Below are 16,566 nucleotides of genomic sequence, written 5' to 3'. Positions count from 1 at the left end.
GCCACCCACTCACTGATCTCTAATTGTTCTTAAATTGTTCTTATTGGATTTATTCTGGTTTGCTTGCCGACGCGTAGACAACAAACTCCACCAACATCTCTTCTCGCGCTAACCCTGCAACCACCATGGCGGCGCGATTTGGGTACGGCGCTTCAAAATATTCCGCGTACACTTGGTTAACGGTCTTTAAGTATTCTCTGTCGGTCACATAAATCAGGACCTGCAACACCGAGTCCAAAGACTCCCCTGCACACTCCAGGGTGTGAATGAGATTGTTAAAGGTTTGACGTGTTTGTGCTTCGATACCGCCTTCCACAACCGCGCCTGTGTCATCAATAGGAATTTGAGCCGTATACAGGGTTCCGTTGTTGACTATCGCCCATTCAAGCGGCGCTTTAGAAGCAAATAGACTGGTTTTAACTGGGTGTTTTTTAGTAGGAGTATTCACGTGCCTTTCAACCTTTGTAACAGCTTTGTTTCAATATGGTTAAATGATGCACATTGACAGGCGATAAATCTAACGGTAAATTTTTGACATTTGATAAATTAAACTTATCACTATGTTTAAAATAACGTAAATAAAGGGATTAAGAGGCATTAGGGATGAGTATTAAGCTTCAACAATTAATGCATTTTGTGATGGTAGTCGAGGAAGGAGGCTTTCGAGCCGCTTCACATCGTGCAAATCGTTCTCAGGCGGCACTGTCCACATCGATAAAAGAGCTTGAAAAAATTCTAGGGCAAACGCTGTTTGAACCCGGAAACAAAACCAAATTGACCCCGTTTGGTGAAATTTGTCTTCCCAAAGTGGTTCAGTTTCTCAATATCTACAGTGCACTAGACAACGATCTCAAAGCAGCCGCTGCCGGACAGCAAGGGAGAGTGCGAATTGCGAGCGTTCCTTCTGTTGCAGCGAAGCTCATTCCTAGCGTGTTGGGCGCCTTTTGCGAACAGTATCCAAATGTAGAAGTAAGCTTGATAGACGATAATGCCGCTGGCGTCGAGGCTCGCCTACTCTCCGGTGAGGTCGACTTAGCGCTCGGTAACCCCTCTCACCTCGATGAGGGGGGCATTGACTTTACGCCGCTGTTAGCCGATCCAATAGGCGTGGTGTGTTTAAAGGACAACCCTATTGCGAGTCATCCAGAAGGAGTCGAGTGGCAAACTTTGTTGGAACAACCCTTTATCCGTAACGGCACTTGTACACTTCTCGATCCAACCCCAGCAAGAGCTCTGAGTCAGCAAGCGCTCTATTCGGTCGAAAACATTACTTCGCTGTTTTCTGTCTTAGAACTTGGGATTGGTGTCACGACCCTACCGAAGCTTGCTTTCCCAACCAATGAAACACGCTTGGTTTGGATTCCGCTTATCGATCCACCACTTGAAAGGCAAATTGGTATATTTACGTTAACCGATCGCACGATCTCGCCTCAAGCTAAAGCATTTCACGATCTTTGTGTGCATTATTTAAACTATCAAAAAGAAGATAAATAATGGTTCGATTAACATGCGGATAATTAAAAGCCTCCATATTCAGAGTGGAGGCTAATTTGTATTTGTGTATTCGCTTCGTTCTATTTTTTGCGACGATTTCGGTTCTTATACACCACGCAAAAGTTACCACGCTTGGTACGACACTTTGAGCAACGTTCACAATCTACTGGTGCGCGATTGCCTTCTTTCCAACGTTTGATCAACTGTGGCTCAGCCAATAAAGGGCGTGACACAGCAAAAAATTGGATACCTGTGTTTTCTGCAATTTTCTCAATCGCATCAATGTCGCTCAGCCCGCCGACAGTAATCACCGGTATGCTAACGTCCTGACTGATCACGTGACCATATTCGTGAAAGTAACCTTCTTCTTGTAGTGTGTAACCATCGAACGTTTGACCAACAAGTTCGTTTGCTTTGCCGTGAACATTGCCAGATACGATGATCGCATCAACGCCTATTTCTTCAAGTTTCTTGCAGACGACGCGAGTTTCATTGAACGTTAAACCGCCGTCAAAGAACTCTGTTGCCGTCAGTTTAACGAGGATGGGAAATTCGCTTCCAACCAGCTTTCTGGTTTCAGAATAAATTTCTAAAAGAAAGCGCATGCGATTTTCTAAGTCACCACCATATTCGTCTTCGCGACGATTATAGTACGGGCTTAAAAACTGGTTAATTAAATAAGTGTGCGCCGCATGAATCTCTACGCCGTCAAAACCAGCGTCTTGAGCACGTTTACTCGCCAATGCGAATGCCTTTATGATGTAGTCTATTTCGTCCTTTGTCATCGCTTTGCCTTGCGTATTTGTACCACGCTCAGGCACGTCACTCGGAGCGAAGATGACACGCTCACCGACGTTATGGGTGGTTTTGGTGCCACCGTAAGCAATTTGCATCACGATTTTAGAATCTTGTTGATGTACTAGCTCTGTTAGCTTTTTGTATTCTTCAATAAAAGAGTCGTTGTAGATCCCCATCATACCTGCGTTGGGTTTCTCTTCTTCAACGATATTGGCATAACCCGTAACAATAAGCCCAACTTCCCCTTTCGCAAGCGTTTCGTAAATATCGTAAAGCTTTACCGTCATATGACCATCTTCGGTCGCCATGTTCTCCCACGTTGCGCTTCTCACAAAACGGTTCTTTAGGGTCATGTTGCCAATTCGGGCTTCGGAAAACAAAATGCTCAAAACCAGTCCTCTTAAAGTTGTCTTTATGTTTTATCTTTTCGCAAGTAAACAAGAACGAAAAAGGAACAGCGATACACGATGTATGGCTGTTCCTTCTCTGAATCCTTGAGACCTGCAAACTACAGGCGCACCTTAATGCCTCGGAGACGACAAAACTTTAATCTGGGTTAAGGTTTGGTGAGTTTTTAGATTATGTAAAAGGATGATTCTTAATCGTGTTCATTTCACTGGAGCTAAGGTGCTTCCTCACCCACTTTCAGTCGTAAAACTTTTGTATTTCGCTAGCTGGTGATTCAACTCAAACATTCACATTGTTAGTTTGTATGCTGCTATGGGAACTAGCACTCTCCCCAAATGTTTACATTACAAACTATCGATATTGAATTTTCATATGGCAAATAGAGTTATTGCGCTGTTTATACTTTTTAGCTTAATAGTCACTATCTCTTGGCATTATTACGCGTCAGCGAAAACGTGCTTCACTATGTTTTACACACTGGTTGTTTTTGCTTTTAGATATGAATACGTGATAGTGAAGCTAGAGGAGGAGCAGGAAAAACAGGGAAAATAAAGAACAATAGAAAGTGAAATGACCTTACTTCTAGGTAAGGCCATTCATGCATTCAGCAGCAAAAGATATTGGCGCTTAGCAAACGCTTAGGTTTGGTTGTTACAGAGCTAGAGGAATCAACTCGACGCCAAGCACACCACTGATCCCCATCACCACTAGCAGTGAGACTTTAAACACCGACTTTGACCAAGCGATGTAGTTGTTGTCATCAATGCTGCGAAAGGTTACTTTCGTCCACATAAAGCAAACAACCGCTGCAACCGCTAAGTATTCATACCCGGCTTCACCTAGTAAAAATAACCCCAATGATGCTGCCCCAAAAGCCACGACATACGCTTTCATGTGTCGATGCGCTTTATGAATACCTTCTTTAACTGGCAATACGGGAATCCCGGCTTCTCGGTAGTCTTGCATGCGGAACATGGCAATGGCATACGAGTGCGGCATTTGCCAGAGACAGAACATGGTAAAGAGTAAAATCGCTTCCAAGCTAATGAAGTTTGTTACCGCTAAGTAACCCACCAATGGCGGAACTGCGCCTGAGATACTTCCCACTAAGGTTCCATACACCGAGTTACGTTTGTACCACATCGTGTAAAAGAACACGTAATACACGTAGCCAAGCAACACGACGACAGCGGATAGTGGATTCACTCGGATAAATAACAGTGCGGTTCCTACCAGCAATAAAGCAAGTGCATAAACAAACGCAATATCGATATTGATGTTGCCTTTCACTGTTTCACGATTTCGTGTACGTGCCATCTTTTGGTCGATATCACGATCGAAAATATTATTCACCACACAACCTGAAGCGATGACTAACCCAACACCAACTAACGTCGTAACGAACAACATTAGACTGGCTGGTTCTGTTTTTGCGGCGAGGAAGAACCCCGCCGCAACAGAAATCAGGTTGCCGAAAATAATGCCCGGTTTAGTGATAGACAAATAACTTTTCAGCATACCTTGACCTACAACTTCATGTTGACGTTCATGTTGTAGATGATCCATACCGAGCCAGCGATAAGGATAAGTACAACAATGGCGGTAAACATCAGTGATACAAGGTTCCAACGTCCGTCGGATGTTTTTGTTTCCATGTGCAAGAAGTATTTAAAGTGAACAAATATCTGCACTAATGCACATCCAAATAGAATCGCATAGGTCGTTGTATCTGGTAATGATTTCGTCCAAACAAAGTAGAACGGAATTACCGTCAGAATCAGTGAGGCAATAAAGCCTTTCACGTAATCTGACGCACTGGTTTCTACATGTTGATCCATTACATTACCCCCAGTAAGTAAACGATGGTAAAGACACAAATCCAAACGATATCTAGAAAGTGCCAGAATAGGCTTAAGCAGTTAAAGCGCATTGCCATATTGTCGTTCAGACCTTTCGTCGACAGTTGATGGTATGCTACCGCTAACCAAATCAGACCAAAGGTTACGTGCAGGCCGTGCGTACCAACCAACGTAAAGAATGCCGACAGGAATGCACTGGTTTGTGGCCCATAGCCTTCTTCAATCAGGTGATGGAACTCATAGACCTCCATACAGATAAAGCTAAGACCAAGCGCGAACGTGACTAACATCCAACGTTTGAGACCAGCAACGTTGTTGCGCTTCATCGCGATAATGCCAAAACCAAATGTGATACTGCTAAACAGCAGCAGCATGGTTTCGACAAAAACGAATGGGAGTTCGAAAATGTCTTTACCTGTTGGGCCCGCAATTGAATTGCTCGACAGCACAGCGTAAGTCGCGAACAAGGTCGCAAACAGTACACAGTCACTCATCAGGTAAACCCAGAAGCCAAATAGCTTGTTGCCATTCGTGTCATGGTGGTGATCATGGTCGTGATGTGCTGCGATATTAGTTTGCATACGTCACCTCCAGATCATCTTTACTTTCGCTGTCTTTCACTGAGTTTTTCTTCGCTTCTTCAAGCTGAGCTCGACGTTCGGCCTCAATTGCTTTGATCTCTTCAACTTCCACGTAGTAATCCACATCATCGTTATAGCTATGCTGAATACACGTCACGATAATACCGACCAAACTTGCCGCCGCTAGCCACCAGATGTACCAAATCATTCCGAAGCCAAATAGGAGCGACCAAGCCGACACGTAGATGCCTGTTGCCGTGTTTTTTGGCATATGAATACGTTCGTATTCCACTTCTTTAGTTGGATCGAACTCGCCACTTTGTTTCTGGTACCAGAAGGCATCCAGCACATCACCTTTTGGTAGGTGCGCAAAGTTGTAGAACGGCGGTGGAGACGATGTTGCCCACTCAAGAGTACGACCACCCCACGGGTCACCAGTTAGATCACGGTTTTGCTCGCGGTCACGGATACTCACGTAAATTTGGATGAACTGAGACAATACGCCCAGCGCAATCACAAGCGTACCTGCTGCGGCAATCGACAACAGTGGGAAGTATTCTGGGTTGATGTCTTGGCTTAAACGACGAGTCATCCCCATGAAGCCCAGCGCGTAAAGCGGTAAGAACGCCATTAAGAAACCAATAATCCAAAGATAGAACGCGCGTTTGCCCCAAGTTTCATTCATGGTGAAACCGGTCGCTTTCGGGAACCAGTAAGTGATCGCAGCGAAACATCCAAACACCACACCACCGATGATAACGTTGTGGAAGTGAGCGATAAGGAATACTGAGTTATGCAGAACGAAATCTGCGCCCGGAACCGCCATTAGTACGCCCGTCATACCACCAACAGTAAAGGTGATCAGGAAACCCACCGTCCACATCATTGGCGTCGTAAAGCGGATGCGGCCTTTGTACATCGTGAATAGCCAGTTGAAGATCTTCACCCCTGTTGGGATAGAAATGATCATCGTGGCAATACCGAAGAAGGCATTTACGTTCGCGCCAGACCCCATCGTAAAGAAGTGGTGCAGCCAAACGACAAAGGCAAGAATCGTGATAACTACGGTAGCCCAAACTAGCGATGTGTAACCGAACAACTTTTTACGTGAGAAGGTTGCGGTGACTTCTGAGAACACACCAAAAATTGGCAAGATCAAGATGTACACTTCTGGGTGACCCCAAGCCCAAATCAGGTTGACGTACATCATTACGTTGCCGCCAAGATCATTGGTAAAGAAGTGCATGCCTAGGTATCTATCCAGCGTAAGCAGAGCGATAGTCACCGTTAGGATTGGGAATGAAATGATGATCAAAATGTTTGCACACAGAGACGCCCAAGTGAAAACTGGCATCTTCATCATTGGCATAGACGGTGTACGCATACGCAAAATGGTCGCGAAGAAGTTCACGCCTGTTAACGTCGTACCAACACCTGATATCTGCAGCGCCCAAATCCAATAGTCGACCCCGACTCCTGGGCTAGCCTCAATACCTGAAAGCGGCGGATACGCTAGCCAACCTGTACGACCAAATTCACCTAAGCCGAGAGACATGTTTGTTAGGATGACACCTACAACAAACAGCCAGAAGCTCAAGTTATTCAGATACGGGAAAGCTACGTCACGCGCACCAATCTGCAATGGCACGATGATGTTCATCAGACCAATGACCAATGGCATCGCTACGAAGAAGATCATGATCACGCCATGGGCAGTAAAAATTTGATCGTAGTGATGCGGTGGTAAGTAACCTGCTTCACCCGCAGAAGAAAGGAGTTGCTGACTACGCATCATGACTGCGTCAGCAAAACCACGAACAAGCATCACCATCGCTACTGCGATGTACATGAAGCCAAGTTTTTTATGGTCTACTGAAGTAAACCATTCATTCCACAAATATTGCCACTTTCCGGCTTTGGTCACCGCGTAAACTACGGCTAAACCAACCAGCGCCACAACCGCTAGGGTGATGACGATAATAGGTTCGTGGAATGGAACTGAATCAAGAGTTAATCTTCCAAACATTACGATTATCCTTGGTTTTCAGGCAAACAGTTCATTGAACCAGGATGCTGAGTCACAACGTCGGTGAACAAGAACGGAGGAACGCTAGAGAACAAAGTGACTGGCTCTGCGATACTTGGCGCTGCCAGTGAGCTGTATTGCTCCCAATCTTCAATACGATCAGGACTCGCCTTCACTTTCTGCACCCAATTTAGGAACGCAGCACGATCAGACATTGCTGAAGCTGTGAACTTCATTTGCGAAAAGCCTTCGCCGCTGTAGTTCGATGCAAAACCCTTGTAGTCACCTTCGTGGTTCGCGATCAGGTTGAGCTTGGTTACCATTCCTGGCATCGCGTAGATCTGTGTACCTAAGCGAGGGATGAAAAACGCGTTCATGATGTTGTCCGAAGTCAGTTTGAACTGCACTGGCACGTCTTTCGGGAACGCCACATAGTTCACCGTCGCAATGTTTTCTTCTGGATAGATGAACAACCATTTCCAATCGAGTGACACCACTTCGATGGTCATTGGTTTAACATCACTTTCCAAAGGTTTGGATGGCTCTAGTTCATGAGTTGAACGCCATGTGATCGTCGCAAGAATCGCAATGATGATGATTGGAATTGTCCATACCACCACTTCGATTTTGGTCGAGTGTGACCACTCGGGTGCGTACTCTTCTTCAGTGTTAGAGGCGCGGTATCGGTAAGCGAAGTAAATCGTCATTAAAATCACAGGGATTACAACGATCAACATCAGCAAAAGAGCAGTAATAATTAACTCTTTTTCTTGCACACCAATGGCACCTTTGGGGTCAAGTAAAGCTGAATTACATCCTGAGAGCATAAGTATGACGGACGCCAAACTTCCCCTCGACAAGATGCGTTTATATCTTGAGGCTTCCATTAACTTTCTCGATGGTTGTCTGGTTTCAAAGCAGATGCCAATCAAAGTAAATAAGAGCTCACAAATAGCGCAGAGGTAATGTATGAGAACAAGAAAAAACTTCGATAAGTAGTTATTCTACTTACAATTTTTCAACTTCGTCATCAAGCATTTAACCAGCTAGAATGAACCGTTATTTGCTACGATACGATTGGTATCAAGCCAAGAACCAGTTGTTATAGTCATTAGAATGTTTATGTGTTGAGCATGAGTAACGTCGGGCTCAGAGCGAAACAAAACGGAATTGAGTGGAGATCAAAACCACACTCTTAGTGTGAGTTTATTGTTACACTTTGAAACACTATGTTACATTTGGCGCATTATGAGGAGTAAAAAGTTAAAGCTCATTAGCCACAACTGGAAACTAACCTTCCATTAATGGAAGTTACACACTTTAAATAGAATATTAACCTCAACACGAATTTCTCGTGCTTCAACAATTAATTATTTAAAAACAAACAGTTGAAACTAAAAATTGATGAGACTGACTATCAACTTCATTTACGCAGATAGCCTTAATGAGAAGCGGAAGCTAAAAAATCAAAAGTGTGATCAACATCAAATTAATGATTTCACTTAATATTTGAGTGGTATTTACATCTCTTTATTGGATTGTGAGAAATCATTCTCATGGTAAATCCAAACATAAGTTGTAAATACATTTGGGTTGCGCAGAATTAGCACTCCACAACATAGAAAATGTTGAAATGGAAAGAGACTTATTATTCAGGTCTATCAGAGCCTTATTTCAGTGGTCACTTACATACGAATGCCACCATCCACTTCTAAAACCCTGCCAGTAAAGTAATCACTCTCAATAATGTATTTTACTGCATGCGCGATTTCGCTTGTTTCGCCCATCCTGCCAACTGGGATCATCTTTTCTAGTCGCTCTATGGCTTCGGGTTTCATTTGCTCTGCCATCGCGGTGTGTACTACACCTGGTGCAACCGCCGCCGCACGAATACCGTATCTTGCGAGCTCACGGGCCCATGTTGTCGCCATGGTCGCGACCGCCGCTTTAGATGCAGAATAATTGGTTTGTCCGATATTCCCTGCTCTCGCAACACTAGAAATATTGATGATAACGCCTCGGGAGCCACTCTCAATCATCTTGACGGCAGCTTCACGCCCACACAAAAATGTTCCTGTCACGTTAACGTTCATGACCAAATTGAATTGATCCAAAGACATCTTACTGATCACGCCATCTTTTGCTTTTACAAGTAACCCATCTCTTAATACGCCAGCGTTATTGACTAACCCATTGAGTTGACCAAAATCTTGGATAATCGCTTCAAACGTGGTTTCAACGTCGATTTCGTTGGTAACATCCACTTGATATGTCAACGCTTTCGCACTCAGCATTCGACACTGCTCTTGTGTTTCCATTAAGCCACTGGCGTTTACATCCAACAACGCTAAATCAGCGCCAGCTTGAGCAAGGGTAATGGCCATCATTTGCCCAAGCCCCTGCCCTGCTCCTGTAATGGCAATAACACTACTTTTTATGTCCATATTGGTGCACTCCATAGCTCGTAATGTTCTCTATCTCAACCAGTCTAAGTTGGCCGAAATGATGCGCGTTTTACGTCACCATCTCGGGCTGGTTTGTCACAAAACTCGGTCTAGCCTTTCTTACTCTTGTATAACTCAAATAAGCTTGAGAAATCGAGTTCGCCGTGGCCGCTCGCGTTGTGGAAAGAATATAAGTTGCGCGCTAACGACCCCATCGGAACCGAAGAATGTGTTTGTAACGCCGCATCTAACCCCAAGCCGAGATCTTTCAGCATGAGTTTGCTCATAAAGCCCGGTTGGTAATCGTGACTGGCTGGCGCACTGTCCATCACGCCTGGGCAAGGATTGTAAAGCTCCAATGCCCAATTTCGGCCAGAGCTTTGCAGCATGATGTTTGATAGCACTTTTGGATCGAGTCCATGATCGATACCTAGGTTTAATGCCTCGCACGTACCAGACATTAAAATGCCGAGCATAAGGTTGTTACAGATTTTCGCCATTTGACCATCGCCTGCTTTGCCAGCATGGAAAACATTTTTTCCCATATACTGCAAAATGGCATTGGCTTTAGAAAACGCTTGATCCGAACCACCAACAATAAAGGTTAATGTCGCCGCTTTAGCGCCAGCAACGCCCCCCGAAACGGGCGCGTCGACAAACAACACGCGTTTATTTGCCGCTTCATTGGCGACTAATCGCGCAGAGTCCGGATCAATGGTTGAACAGTCAATCATCAAGGTACTTGGCGAGACAAGATTGAGGACACCTACGCCACCATGTAAGTCACCAAGATACACGGAACGAACGTGAGACCCTGCTGGTAGCATCGTGATGACTGTGCTAGCACCATCCACGACTTCCTCAATAGAGCTCGCCACCACCGCACCAAAAGGTACTAGTTGCTTTGCGGCTTCGCTATCGACATCGAATACTTGCACGTTAAATCCAGACGCGAGTAAGTTTTGCGCCATCGGATGCCCCATTCTTCCTAAACCGATAAATGCGATGGTACTCATGATCATTCTCCTTATTGACCTAGTGTTTGTTCACCCAAATCAGCAAGCGGATGTTCGTCATCCGGCCAAAGTGAGGTAAACAAGGTATCGATGACATCTTCATCGACTTCACTGACACTGTTAAACATCCAGTTAGGTTCGCCATCCCGGTCAATAAGCCGAGAACGGACGCCCTCTTTAAACTCACCTAATAAGGCACTGCGAACCGACAAACTCAACTCTAAACGGAAACAATCTGCAAGCGGTAAGCTGTGGTACTCTTTCACTTGTCTAAAGCAAATATGCGCGGTGATCGCACTGCCCGATGCGAACGTTTGTTTCGCGTTTTCTATCCACTGGCTATTCCCTTCGATAGCCATGATTCGCTGTGCTATCGCATTAAGATCAAAGCCTTTGCACGCTTCCTCTATCTGATCTAAGTATGGACAAATTTGCGTGGTTGGTTTGCTATCAATAACTTGTTCTTCCATTAACTGTAGTAGTGCAGTTACCAACTCTTTCGCATCTTCTTTGCCCCACTGGAGCCGCTTTAGCTCATCCAGTAAGGTGGGATACTGCTCTTCCAACAGTGACCAATCGGCCAAACCAGTAGTGACAGCGTCACTTGAATTTACCATTGAACCTGTCAACCCGAGGAATAAACCCACTTGCGGATCTATCTGGCTTAAAAACCACGTACCTCCCACATCAGGATACAGTCCGATATTGATTTCTGGCATAGCAAGGCGTGATGTTGTTGTCACAACTTTATGGCTGGTTCCCATAAAAAGCCCCATCCCACCGCCCATGACAATACCTTCTCCCCAACCGATAATGGGTTTGTTGTAAGTGTGGATGAGATAGTCACACTCATACTCCAACGAGAAATAGTTCGTACAGAACTCTACGATTTTTTCTTTACTCTCGTTATGCATGACGTGATACATAGCTCGAACATCACCACCAGCACAGAATGCTTTTTCTCCAGCGCCAGTCAGTACCACACAAGCCATATGTGGATCATCTTGCCACTTGATAAGCTGATCGTTAAGTTGGACTAACATGTCATACGTCAATGCATTCAATGAAGCGGTGTTGTCTAACGTTGCGATACCAATGCGGTGCACGCCATCTAAGCACTCTATTTCACTAATGGTTACCATCCCTGCCATGTGGCCTCCTATCGGTTTTTCCATTGCGGTGGGCGTTTTTCTAAAAAGGCGCGAACACCCTCAACTTGATCTTCCGTATCAAAAAGATTCAGAAACAACTCTCGCTCTTTCATTAAGCCGTGCTTAAGTGGCGCAGAGCGCATATTTTGAATGAGCGCCTTACATGCGGCGACAGAAGATGGTGACTGGTTCGCAACAGATTCAGCAAGTTCCAGCGCTTTACTTAAAGCTTCACCTTTGGGAACCAACTCCTCAACTAGGCCTAGTTCTTTTGCTTTGTCAGCGCTGACTTGCTCTCCACATAAAATGATACGCTTTGCCCAGCCTTCCCCTACTAACGCTGTGAGGTTTTGGGTACCGCCAGCGCAGGGCAAAAGTCCGACTTTGGCTTCAGGTAAAGCAAGTACCGCTTGCTCTTCAACTACTCGAATATCACAAGCTAATGCCACTTCTAAACCTCCGCCCATGGCGTAACCATTAATGGCGGCAATGGAAACACCACGAAATTCCGAGAGCGTTTCAAAGGCTTCACCAAAGCATCGCGCCATGTCTAACGCAACCGCTTTGTCACCGTCAGAAAATAGCTTGAGATCTGCACCAGCAGAGAAAAACTTTTCTCCACTGCCGGTTAAAACCAGTGCGTAGACCTGCTTATCATTGTTAAGTGTGAGTATCAGCGACTTCAGTACCTTGAGGCTCTCTGCTGTCCACGTATTGGCTGGCGGGTTGTTCATCGTCACCACCGCAACGTGATTAGTGATCGTATGTTGAATGGCTTCTTGGGTTAATGGCATATCTGAATCCTTTCTCAATGAGCAAATCCAATACTTCGCTACAGCAAGGCCGACTCCTCAGAGAGCAAACGACGTGCGATGATCAAACGCATAATTTCGTTCGTTCCCTCCAGAATTTGATGCACACGCACATCTCTGAAATGACGCTCCATTGGATACTCTTTGATGTAACCATAGCCACCATAAAGCTGCAGCGCGTGGTCGCAAACCTGAAAACCTACATCGGTTGCGAACCGTTTTGCCATCGCGCAATAAGCCGTAGCATCAGGGTCATTTCGGTCGAGTTTACTGGCGGCATAGCGCACCAACTGCCGCGCAGCCACTAGCTCTGTCGCCATGTCTGCCAATTTGAATTGTAAGGCTTGAAACTGCGCAAGCGGCTTGCCGAACTGCTTACGCTCTTGAATGTACCGTGCCGCCTGATTAAGGGCCTGTTGAGCCGTACCGACGGAACAGGTCGCAATATTTATACGCCCTCCATCAAGCCCTTTCATCGCAAAGACAAAACCTTGCCCTTCTTCGCCCAGTAAATGGCTAGCTGGAATAACGACATTTTCAAAAGTAACCGCTCGTGTTGGTTGGCTGTTCCAACCCATTTTGGGTTCTTTGCGCCCATAGCTGATACCATCAGCGTGAGCAGGAACAACAAATGCGGACACGCCTTTGGCACCCGCTTCTCCGGTTCTCGCCATCACGACCAAAACATCTGTCTCTCCTGCGCCAGAGATAAAGGTTTTGCCACCGTTGAGGACATACTTATCTCCCTTTTTTGTAGCGGAAGTGGTCAGTGCAGCGGCATCCGACCCCGCATTAGGCTCGGTTAAGCAATATGAACCCAACCACTCGCCAGAGACCAGCTTAGAGCAATATTTGGCTCTCACTTCTTCGTTCGAGAAACTCGCGATCATCCAACTGGCCATGTTGTGAATCGTCATAAACGCCGTAGTGGACGTACATCCCATGGCCAGTTGTTCAAAGATAATTGAAGCATCCAAGCGACTCAGCCCTAGGCCACCTTGCGCTTCTGGAGTGTAGAGACTGAGAAACCCTAGTTCCCCCGCCTCTCTCAATACGTCTTTGGGGAAGATCTGCTTTTCATCCCACTCCGCCGCCATCGGTGCTAAACGCTCATCGGAAAATTGTTGAGCGGTATCGGCAAATGCACGTTGATCTTCATTAAGTTCAAAGTCCATAAAAGCTCCTTTTATTCACTCAGCGCAGTTGGATGGTCAGATTTGGCCCCGTTGGAATATCGTCATCAAACCAACGCGCCGTCACCGTTTTGGTCTCGGTATAAAAACGTACCGCTTGTTTACCATACGCATGTAAATCACCATAGAAACTGCCTCTCCAACCAGTAAAGGAGAAAAATGGTAAAGGGACTGGAATAGGCACATTGATCCCAACCTGACCGACTTGAATGTCATGCTGATATTTTCTCGCAGCAGCGCCATTAGCGGTAAATATAGAAGTTCCATTGCCGTAAGGGTTGCGATTCACTAACTCAATAGCTTCTTGCAACGTTTCGACTTCCATACAAACTAAGACAGGGCCAAATATCTCTTGCGTGTAAATCGACATGTTCGCTGTTACACCGCTAAACAAGGTTGGGCCAATCCAGTTTCCATCGGGAAAGCCTTCCACTTCACACTGACTGCCATCGAGTTCACACACTGCGCCTTGTTGTTTGCCATCTTCAATTAGGTCCAATACGCGTTGTTTAGCTTGCTCACTGATCAGTGGGCCATAAGCAGCCTGTTCATCATCCCAAGGCCCTGGGTGTACTTTCGCCATCGCCAGTTTCAGGTCCGCAATCCATTGTTTTGAATCGCCGACAAATACCGCAACAGAAATTGCCATACAGCGTTGCCCCGCAGCCCCTACTGAGGCTCCGATTAGGTTATTCACCACTTGATCTTTGTTTGCATCAGGCATGATCACCATGTGATTCTTTGCACCAGCAAAAGCTTGAACCCGTTTAAAATGTTTAGTCCCTGTGGTGTAGATATAACGGGCAACGGGAACCGAGCCAACAAATGACACCGCTCGAATATCAGGATGAGCCAGAAGAAAGTCGACTTGCTCTTTGCGGCCATGAACGATCTGCAACACTCCTTTCGGCGCGCCAGCTTGCTCAAATAGTTCAGCTAAACGAATAGAGGTCAACGGCACTTGTTCGGAGGGTTTAAGCACAAATGTATTGCCCGCAGCGATAGCGATTGGGAACATCCACAACGGAATCATGGCAGGAAAGTTAAATGGCGTAATGCCGCAACACACACCTAGGGGCTGAATCATTGAGTAACTGTCAATATCCGTGGCAACGTTTTCGACGGTTTCGCCCATCATGTTGCTGGCAATGTTTGCCGCCTGCTCAACAACCTCTATGCCTCGCCACACATCGCCTTTAGCATCCGCTAAAATCTTACCCGTTTCATGAGAAAGCAGTGTGGCAAGCTCATCATGATGCTCTTTGAGCAAGTGCTGATAACGCAGCATGACTCTGGCACGCTCGGATACTGCCACTTCCTTCCAGGATTGGAATGTCTCTTTCGCATTATCAATGGCGGCTTCCATCTCATGCTCTGTGGAACATGGAACGTACGCAATGACATCATTAGTGGCGGGATTGGTTACCTCAACCCAATCCGATGTTTGAGATTCACGAAACTCGCCACCAATAAACAAGGGAACCAAACGAGTCATCATTTACTCCTTTCTGATTTCAATTAAAGCGGTATTTCAATGCCTATCGCCGTGGCTTCTCCACCGCCGATACAAAGTGACGCAACACCCCGCATCACTTTTTTGGCTTCGAGATCACCATTGGTGCCTAACGCTTGTAGCTGACGCAAACTGTGAATCAATGTCACCAGAATTCGTGCGCCACTAGCCCCAATCGGATGCCCAAGTGCACAGGCTCCACCTTTAATATTTACTTTGCTCGTATCAAGCCCAAGTTCCGCCACCGCTATTTGTGTCACGACGGCAAAGGCTTCATTGATTTCCCACAGGTCCACTTCATAAATTGACCAATCTAGCTGGAACAGCAGTTGCTCAATTGCATAGACGGGTGCCAAAGTAAATTCTGCAGGTTTTCTGGCATGTGTAGAGTGCGCCTTGATGATCGCAAGTGGTTTAAGCCCCTGATGACGCGCAGTGTCTTCATCCATAAGCACAAGAGCCGCCGCGCCATCTGAAATGGCACTCGAATTAGCAGCGGTCACCGTACCTTTTTCATCGAATGCAGGTTTGAGTTGAGGAATTTTACCAAGGTCAATCGAGCGTGGGGGCTCATCGTAGTCCAGCTCCGCTTGTTCTGACTTGGTATTGAGTGAAACCGGCGAAAGTTCATCGGCAAACAAGCCTCGTTCTTGAGCTTCCAACGCACGTTTTGCCGACATCACGGCCCATTCATCCATTTGCTCTCTGGTGAACTTAAGCCTGTCAGCGACTTGCTGAGCATAAACACCCATTAAGTGCCCTTCGTAAGCATCTTGTAGCCCATCGAGAAACATGTGGTCATACGTAGACTGGTGCCCCATGCGCATTCCCTTTCTCGCCTCCCTCAGCAAATACGGCGCATTGGTCATACTTTCCATACCACCAGCAATGGCAGAGCGAATCGTTCCAGCTTTAATGAGATCGTGCGCTAACATGACGCTCTTCATGCCAGAGCCACACACTTTGTTAATGGTGGTGCACCCTACACCCAAAGGAAGATCTGCCCCCATAGATGCTTGCCTCGCAGGAGCTTGTCCACACCCTGCTGGAAGCACACATCCCATGAACACTTCATCCACCGAAGTCACATTCACTTCGTGCATTGCCGCCTTGATCGCCAGTGCGCCTAATTGAGGAGCAGAGTAAGTTTGCAACTTGCCTTGAAAGCGCCCAATTGGCGTTCTTTTCGCGCTGACAATCCAGATGTCTTTTCCCATGATTCGCATTCCCTTAAGGTATATGTGAACACTTGGCAGACTGATGACACCCTA

General features: G+C 46.1%; 15 protein-coding genes. 1 reads left to right on the top strand and 14 read right to left on the bottom strand.

Features of this window, described 5'->3' with window-relative positions; all coding sequences use genetic code 11:
• Positions 1–49: 49 nt before the first annotated feature.
• Positions 50–448, bottom strand: a complete 399-nt coding sequence (locus R7P80_RS19125) for a RidA family protein (protein ID WP_182016142.1) — start codon at positions 446–448, stop codon at positions 50–52.
• A 155-nt stretch (positions 449–603) separates the two neighbouring features.
• Here R7P80_RS19125 and R7P80_RS19120 point away from each other — a divergent pair, with 155 nt between their 5' ends.
• Positions 604–1,494: a LysR family transcriptional regulator gene (locus R7P80_RS19120; protein ID WP_017821200.1), complete on the top strand. Its 891-nt coding sequence runs from the start codon at positions 604–606 to the stop codon at positions 1,492–1,494.
• An 80-nt stretch (positions 1,495–1,574) separates the two neighbouring features.
• Here the strand turns inward: R7P80_RS19120 and R7P80_RS19115 are convergent, their stop codons facing one another.
• The 13 genes from R7P80_RS19115 to R7P80_RS19055 form a co-directional block, all read right to left on the bottom strand.
• Positions 1,575–2,681: an NADH:flavin oxidoreductase gene (locus R7P80_RS19115; protein WP_213896784.1), complete on the bottom strand. Its 1,107-nt coding sequence runs from the start codon at positions 2,679–2,681 to the stop codon at positions 1,575–1,577.
• Between the two features lie 670 nt (positions 2,682–3,351).
• Positions 3,352–4,266, bottom strand: a complete 915-nt coding sequence (cyoE, locus tag R7P80_RS19110) for a heme o synthase (RefSeq protein WP_033906955.1) — start codon at positions 4,264–4,266, stop codon at positions 3,352–3,354.
• Positions 4,227–4,538: a cytochrome o ubiquinol oxidase subunit IV gene (gene cyoD, locus R7P80_RS19105; RefSeq protein ID WP_012842490.1), complete on the bottom strand. Its 312-nt coding sequence runs from the start codon at positions 4,536–4,538 to the stop codon at positions 4,227–4,229. The genes cyoE and cyoD overlap by 40 nt, the downstream gene beginning before the upstream one ends.
• The gene (gene cyoC, locus R7P80_RS19100; RefSeq protein WP_213914815.1) at positions 4,538–5,140 is read right to left on the bottom strand and encodes a cytochrome o ubiquinol oxidase subunit III; all 603 of its coding nucleotides are present in this window, start codon (positions 5,138–5,140) and stop codon (positions 4,538–4,540) included. The genes cyoD and cyoC overlap by 1 nt, the downstream gene beginning before the upstream one ends.
• The gene (cyoB, locus tag R7P80_RS19095; RefSeq protein WP_225491853.1) at positions 5,130–7,166 is read right to left on the bottom strand and encodes a cytochrome o ubiquinol oxidase subunit I; all 2,037 of its coding nucleotides are present in this window, start codon (positions 7,164–7,166) and stop codon (positions 5,130–5,132) included. The genes cyoC and cyoB overlap by 11 nt, the downstream gene beginning before the upstream one ends.
• Positions 7,167–7,171: 5 nt before the next feature.
• Complete coding sequence (cyoA, locus tag R7P80_RS19090) at positions 7,172–8,053, bottom strand: ubiquinol oxidase subunit II (RefSeq protein ID WP_005388604.1); 882 nt, start codon at positions 8,051–8,053, stop codon at positions 7,172–7,174.
• A gap of 798 nt (positions 8,054–8,851) precedes the next feature.
• On the bottom strand, positions 8,852–9,610 hold the full coding sequence (locus R7P80_RS19085) for an SDR family oxidoreductase (protein WP_053307782.1): 759 nt from the start codon (positions 9,608–9,610) through the stop codon (positions 8,852–8,854).
• 110 nt (positions 9,611–9,720) lie between these two features.
• Positions 9,721–10,626, bottom strand: a complete 906-nt coding sequence (gene mmsB, locus R7P80_RS19080; protein ID WP_005375775.1) for a 3-hydroxyisobutyrate dehydrogenase — start codon at positions 10,624–10,626, stop codon at positions 9,721–9,723.
• An 11-nt stretch (positions 10,627–10,637) separates the two neighbouring features.
• On the bottom strand, positions 10,638–11,777 hold the full coding sequence (locus R7P80_RS19075; protein WP_225491854.1) for an enoyl-CoA hydratase/isomerase family protein: 1,140 nt from the start codon (positions 11,775–11,777) through the stop codon (positions 10,638–10,640).
• Positions 11,778–11,785: 8 nt separating this feature from the next.
• The gene (locus R7P80_RS19070; protein ID WP_145472032.1) at positions 11,786–12,571 is read right to left on the bottom strand and encodes an enoyl-CoA hydratase; all 786 of its coding nucleotides are present in this window, start codon (positions 12,569–12,571) and stop codon (positions 11,786–11,788) included.
• 38 nt (positions 12,572–12,609) lie between these two features.
• Complete coding sequence (locus R7P80_RS19065; protein ID WP_205391128.1) at positions 12,610–13,764, bottom strand: acyl-CoA dehydrogenase family protein; 1,155 nt, start codon at positions 13,762–13,764, stop codon at positions 12,610–12,612.
• Between the two features lie 19 nt (positions 13,765–13,783).
• Positions 13,784–15,277 (bottom strand): CoA-acylating methylmalonate-semialdehyde dehydrogenase, encoded by a 1,494-nt coding sequence (locus R7P80_RS19060; RefSeq protein ID WP_047100925.1) that lies wholly within the window; start codon positions 15,275–15,277, stop codon positions 13,784–13,786.
• 23 nt (positions 15,278–15,300) lie between these two features.
• The gene (locus tag R7P80_RS19055) at positions 15,301–16,512 is read right to left on the bottom strand and encodes an acetyl-CoA C-acyltransferase (protein ID WP_053307787.1); all 1,212 of its coding nucleotides are present in this window, start codon (positions 16,510–16,512) and stop codon (positions 15,301–15,303) included.
• Positions 16,513–16,566: the final 54 nt, after the last annotated feature.

Source organism: Vibrio sp. 2092 (assembly GCF_033339635.1).
Classification (GTDB): Bacteria; Pseudomonadota; Gammaproteobacteria; order Enterobacterales; family Vibrionaceae; genus Vibrio; species Vibrio alginolyticus.
Note: the sequence above shows the minus strand (reverse complement) of the source record. Positions and strands in the feature narration are given on the sequence as shown.

Excerpts from the sequence above, each read along its gene's own strand:
- mmsB (WP_005375775.1), bottom strand. The coding sequence starts at position 10,626 with ATGAGTACCATCGCATTTATCGGTTTAGGAAGAATGGGGCATCCGATG.
- R7P80_RS19075 (WP_225491854.1), bottom strand. The coding sequence starts at position 11,777 with ATGGCAGGGATGGTAACCATTAGTGAAATAGAGTGCTTAGATGGCGTG.
- cyoD (WP_012842490.1), bottom strand. The coding sequence starts at position 4,538 with ATGGATCAACATGTAGAAACCAGTGCGTCAGATTACGTGAAAGGCTTT.
- R7P80_RS19120 (WP_017821200.1), top strand. The coding sequence starts at position 604 with ATGAGTATTAAGCTTCAACAATTAATGCATTTTGTGATGGTAGTCGAG.
- R7P80_RS19060 (WP_047100925.1), bottom strand. The coding sequence starts at position 15,277 with ATGACTCGTTTGGTTCCCTTGTTTATTGGTGGCGAGTTTCGTGAATCT.
- R7P80_RS19065 (WP_205391128.1), bottom strand. The coding sequence starts at position 13,764 with ATGGACTTTGAACTTAATGAAGATCAACGTGCATTTGCCGATACCGCT.
- R7P80_RS19055 (WP_053307787.1), bottom strand. The coding sequence starts at position 16,512 with ATGGGAAAAGACATCTGGATTGTCAGCGCGAAAAGAACGCCAATTGGG.
- cyoB (WP_225491853.1), bottom strand. The coding sequence starts at position 7,166 with ATGTTTGGAAGATTAACTCTTGATTCAGTTCCATTCCACGAACCTATT.
- cyoA (WP_005388604.1), bottom strand. The coding sequence starts at position 8,053 with ATGGAAGCCTCAAGATATAAACGCATCTTGTCGAGGGGAAGTTTGGCG.
- R7P80_RS19085 (WP_053307782.1), bottom strand. The coding sequence starts at position 9,610 with ATGGACATAAAAAGTAGTGTTATTGCCATTACAGGAGCAGGGCAGGGG.
- cyoC (WP_213914815.1), bottom strand. The coding sequence starts at position 5,140 with ATGCAAACTAATATCGCAGCACATCACGACCATGATCACCACCATGAC.
- cyoE (WP_033906955.1), bottom strand. The coding sequence starts at position 4,266 with ATGGATCATCTACAACATGAACGTCAACATGAAGTTGTAGGTCAAGGT.
- R7P80_RS19070 (WP_145472032.1), bottom strand. The coding sequence starts at position 12,571 with ATGCCATTAACCCAAGAAGCCATTCAACATACGATCACTAATCACGTT.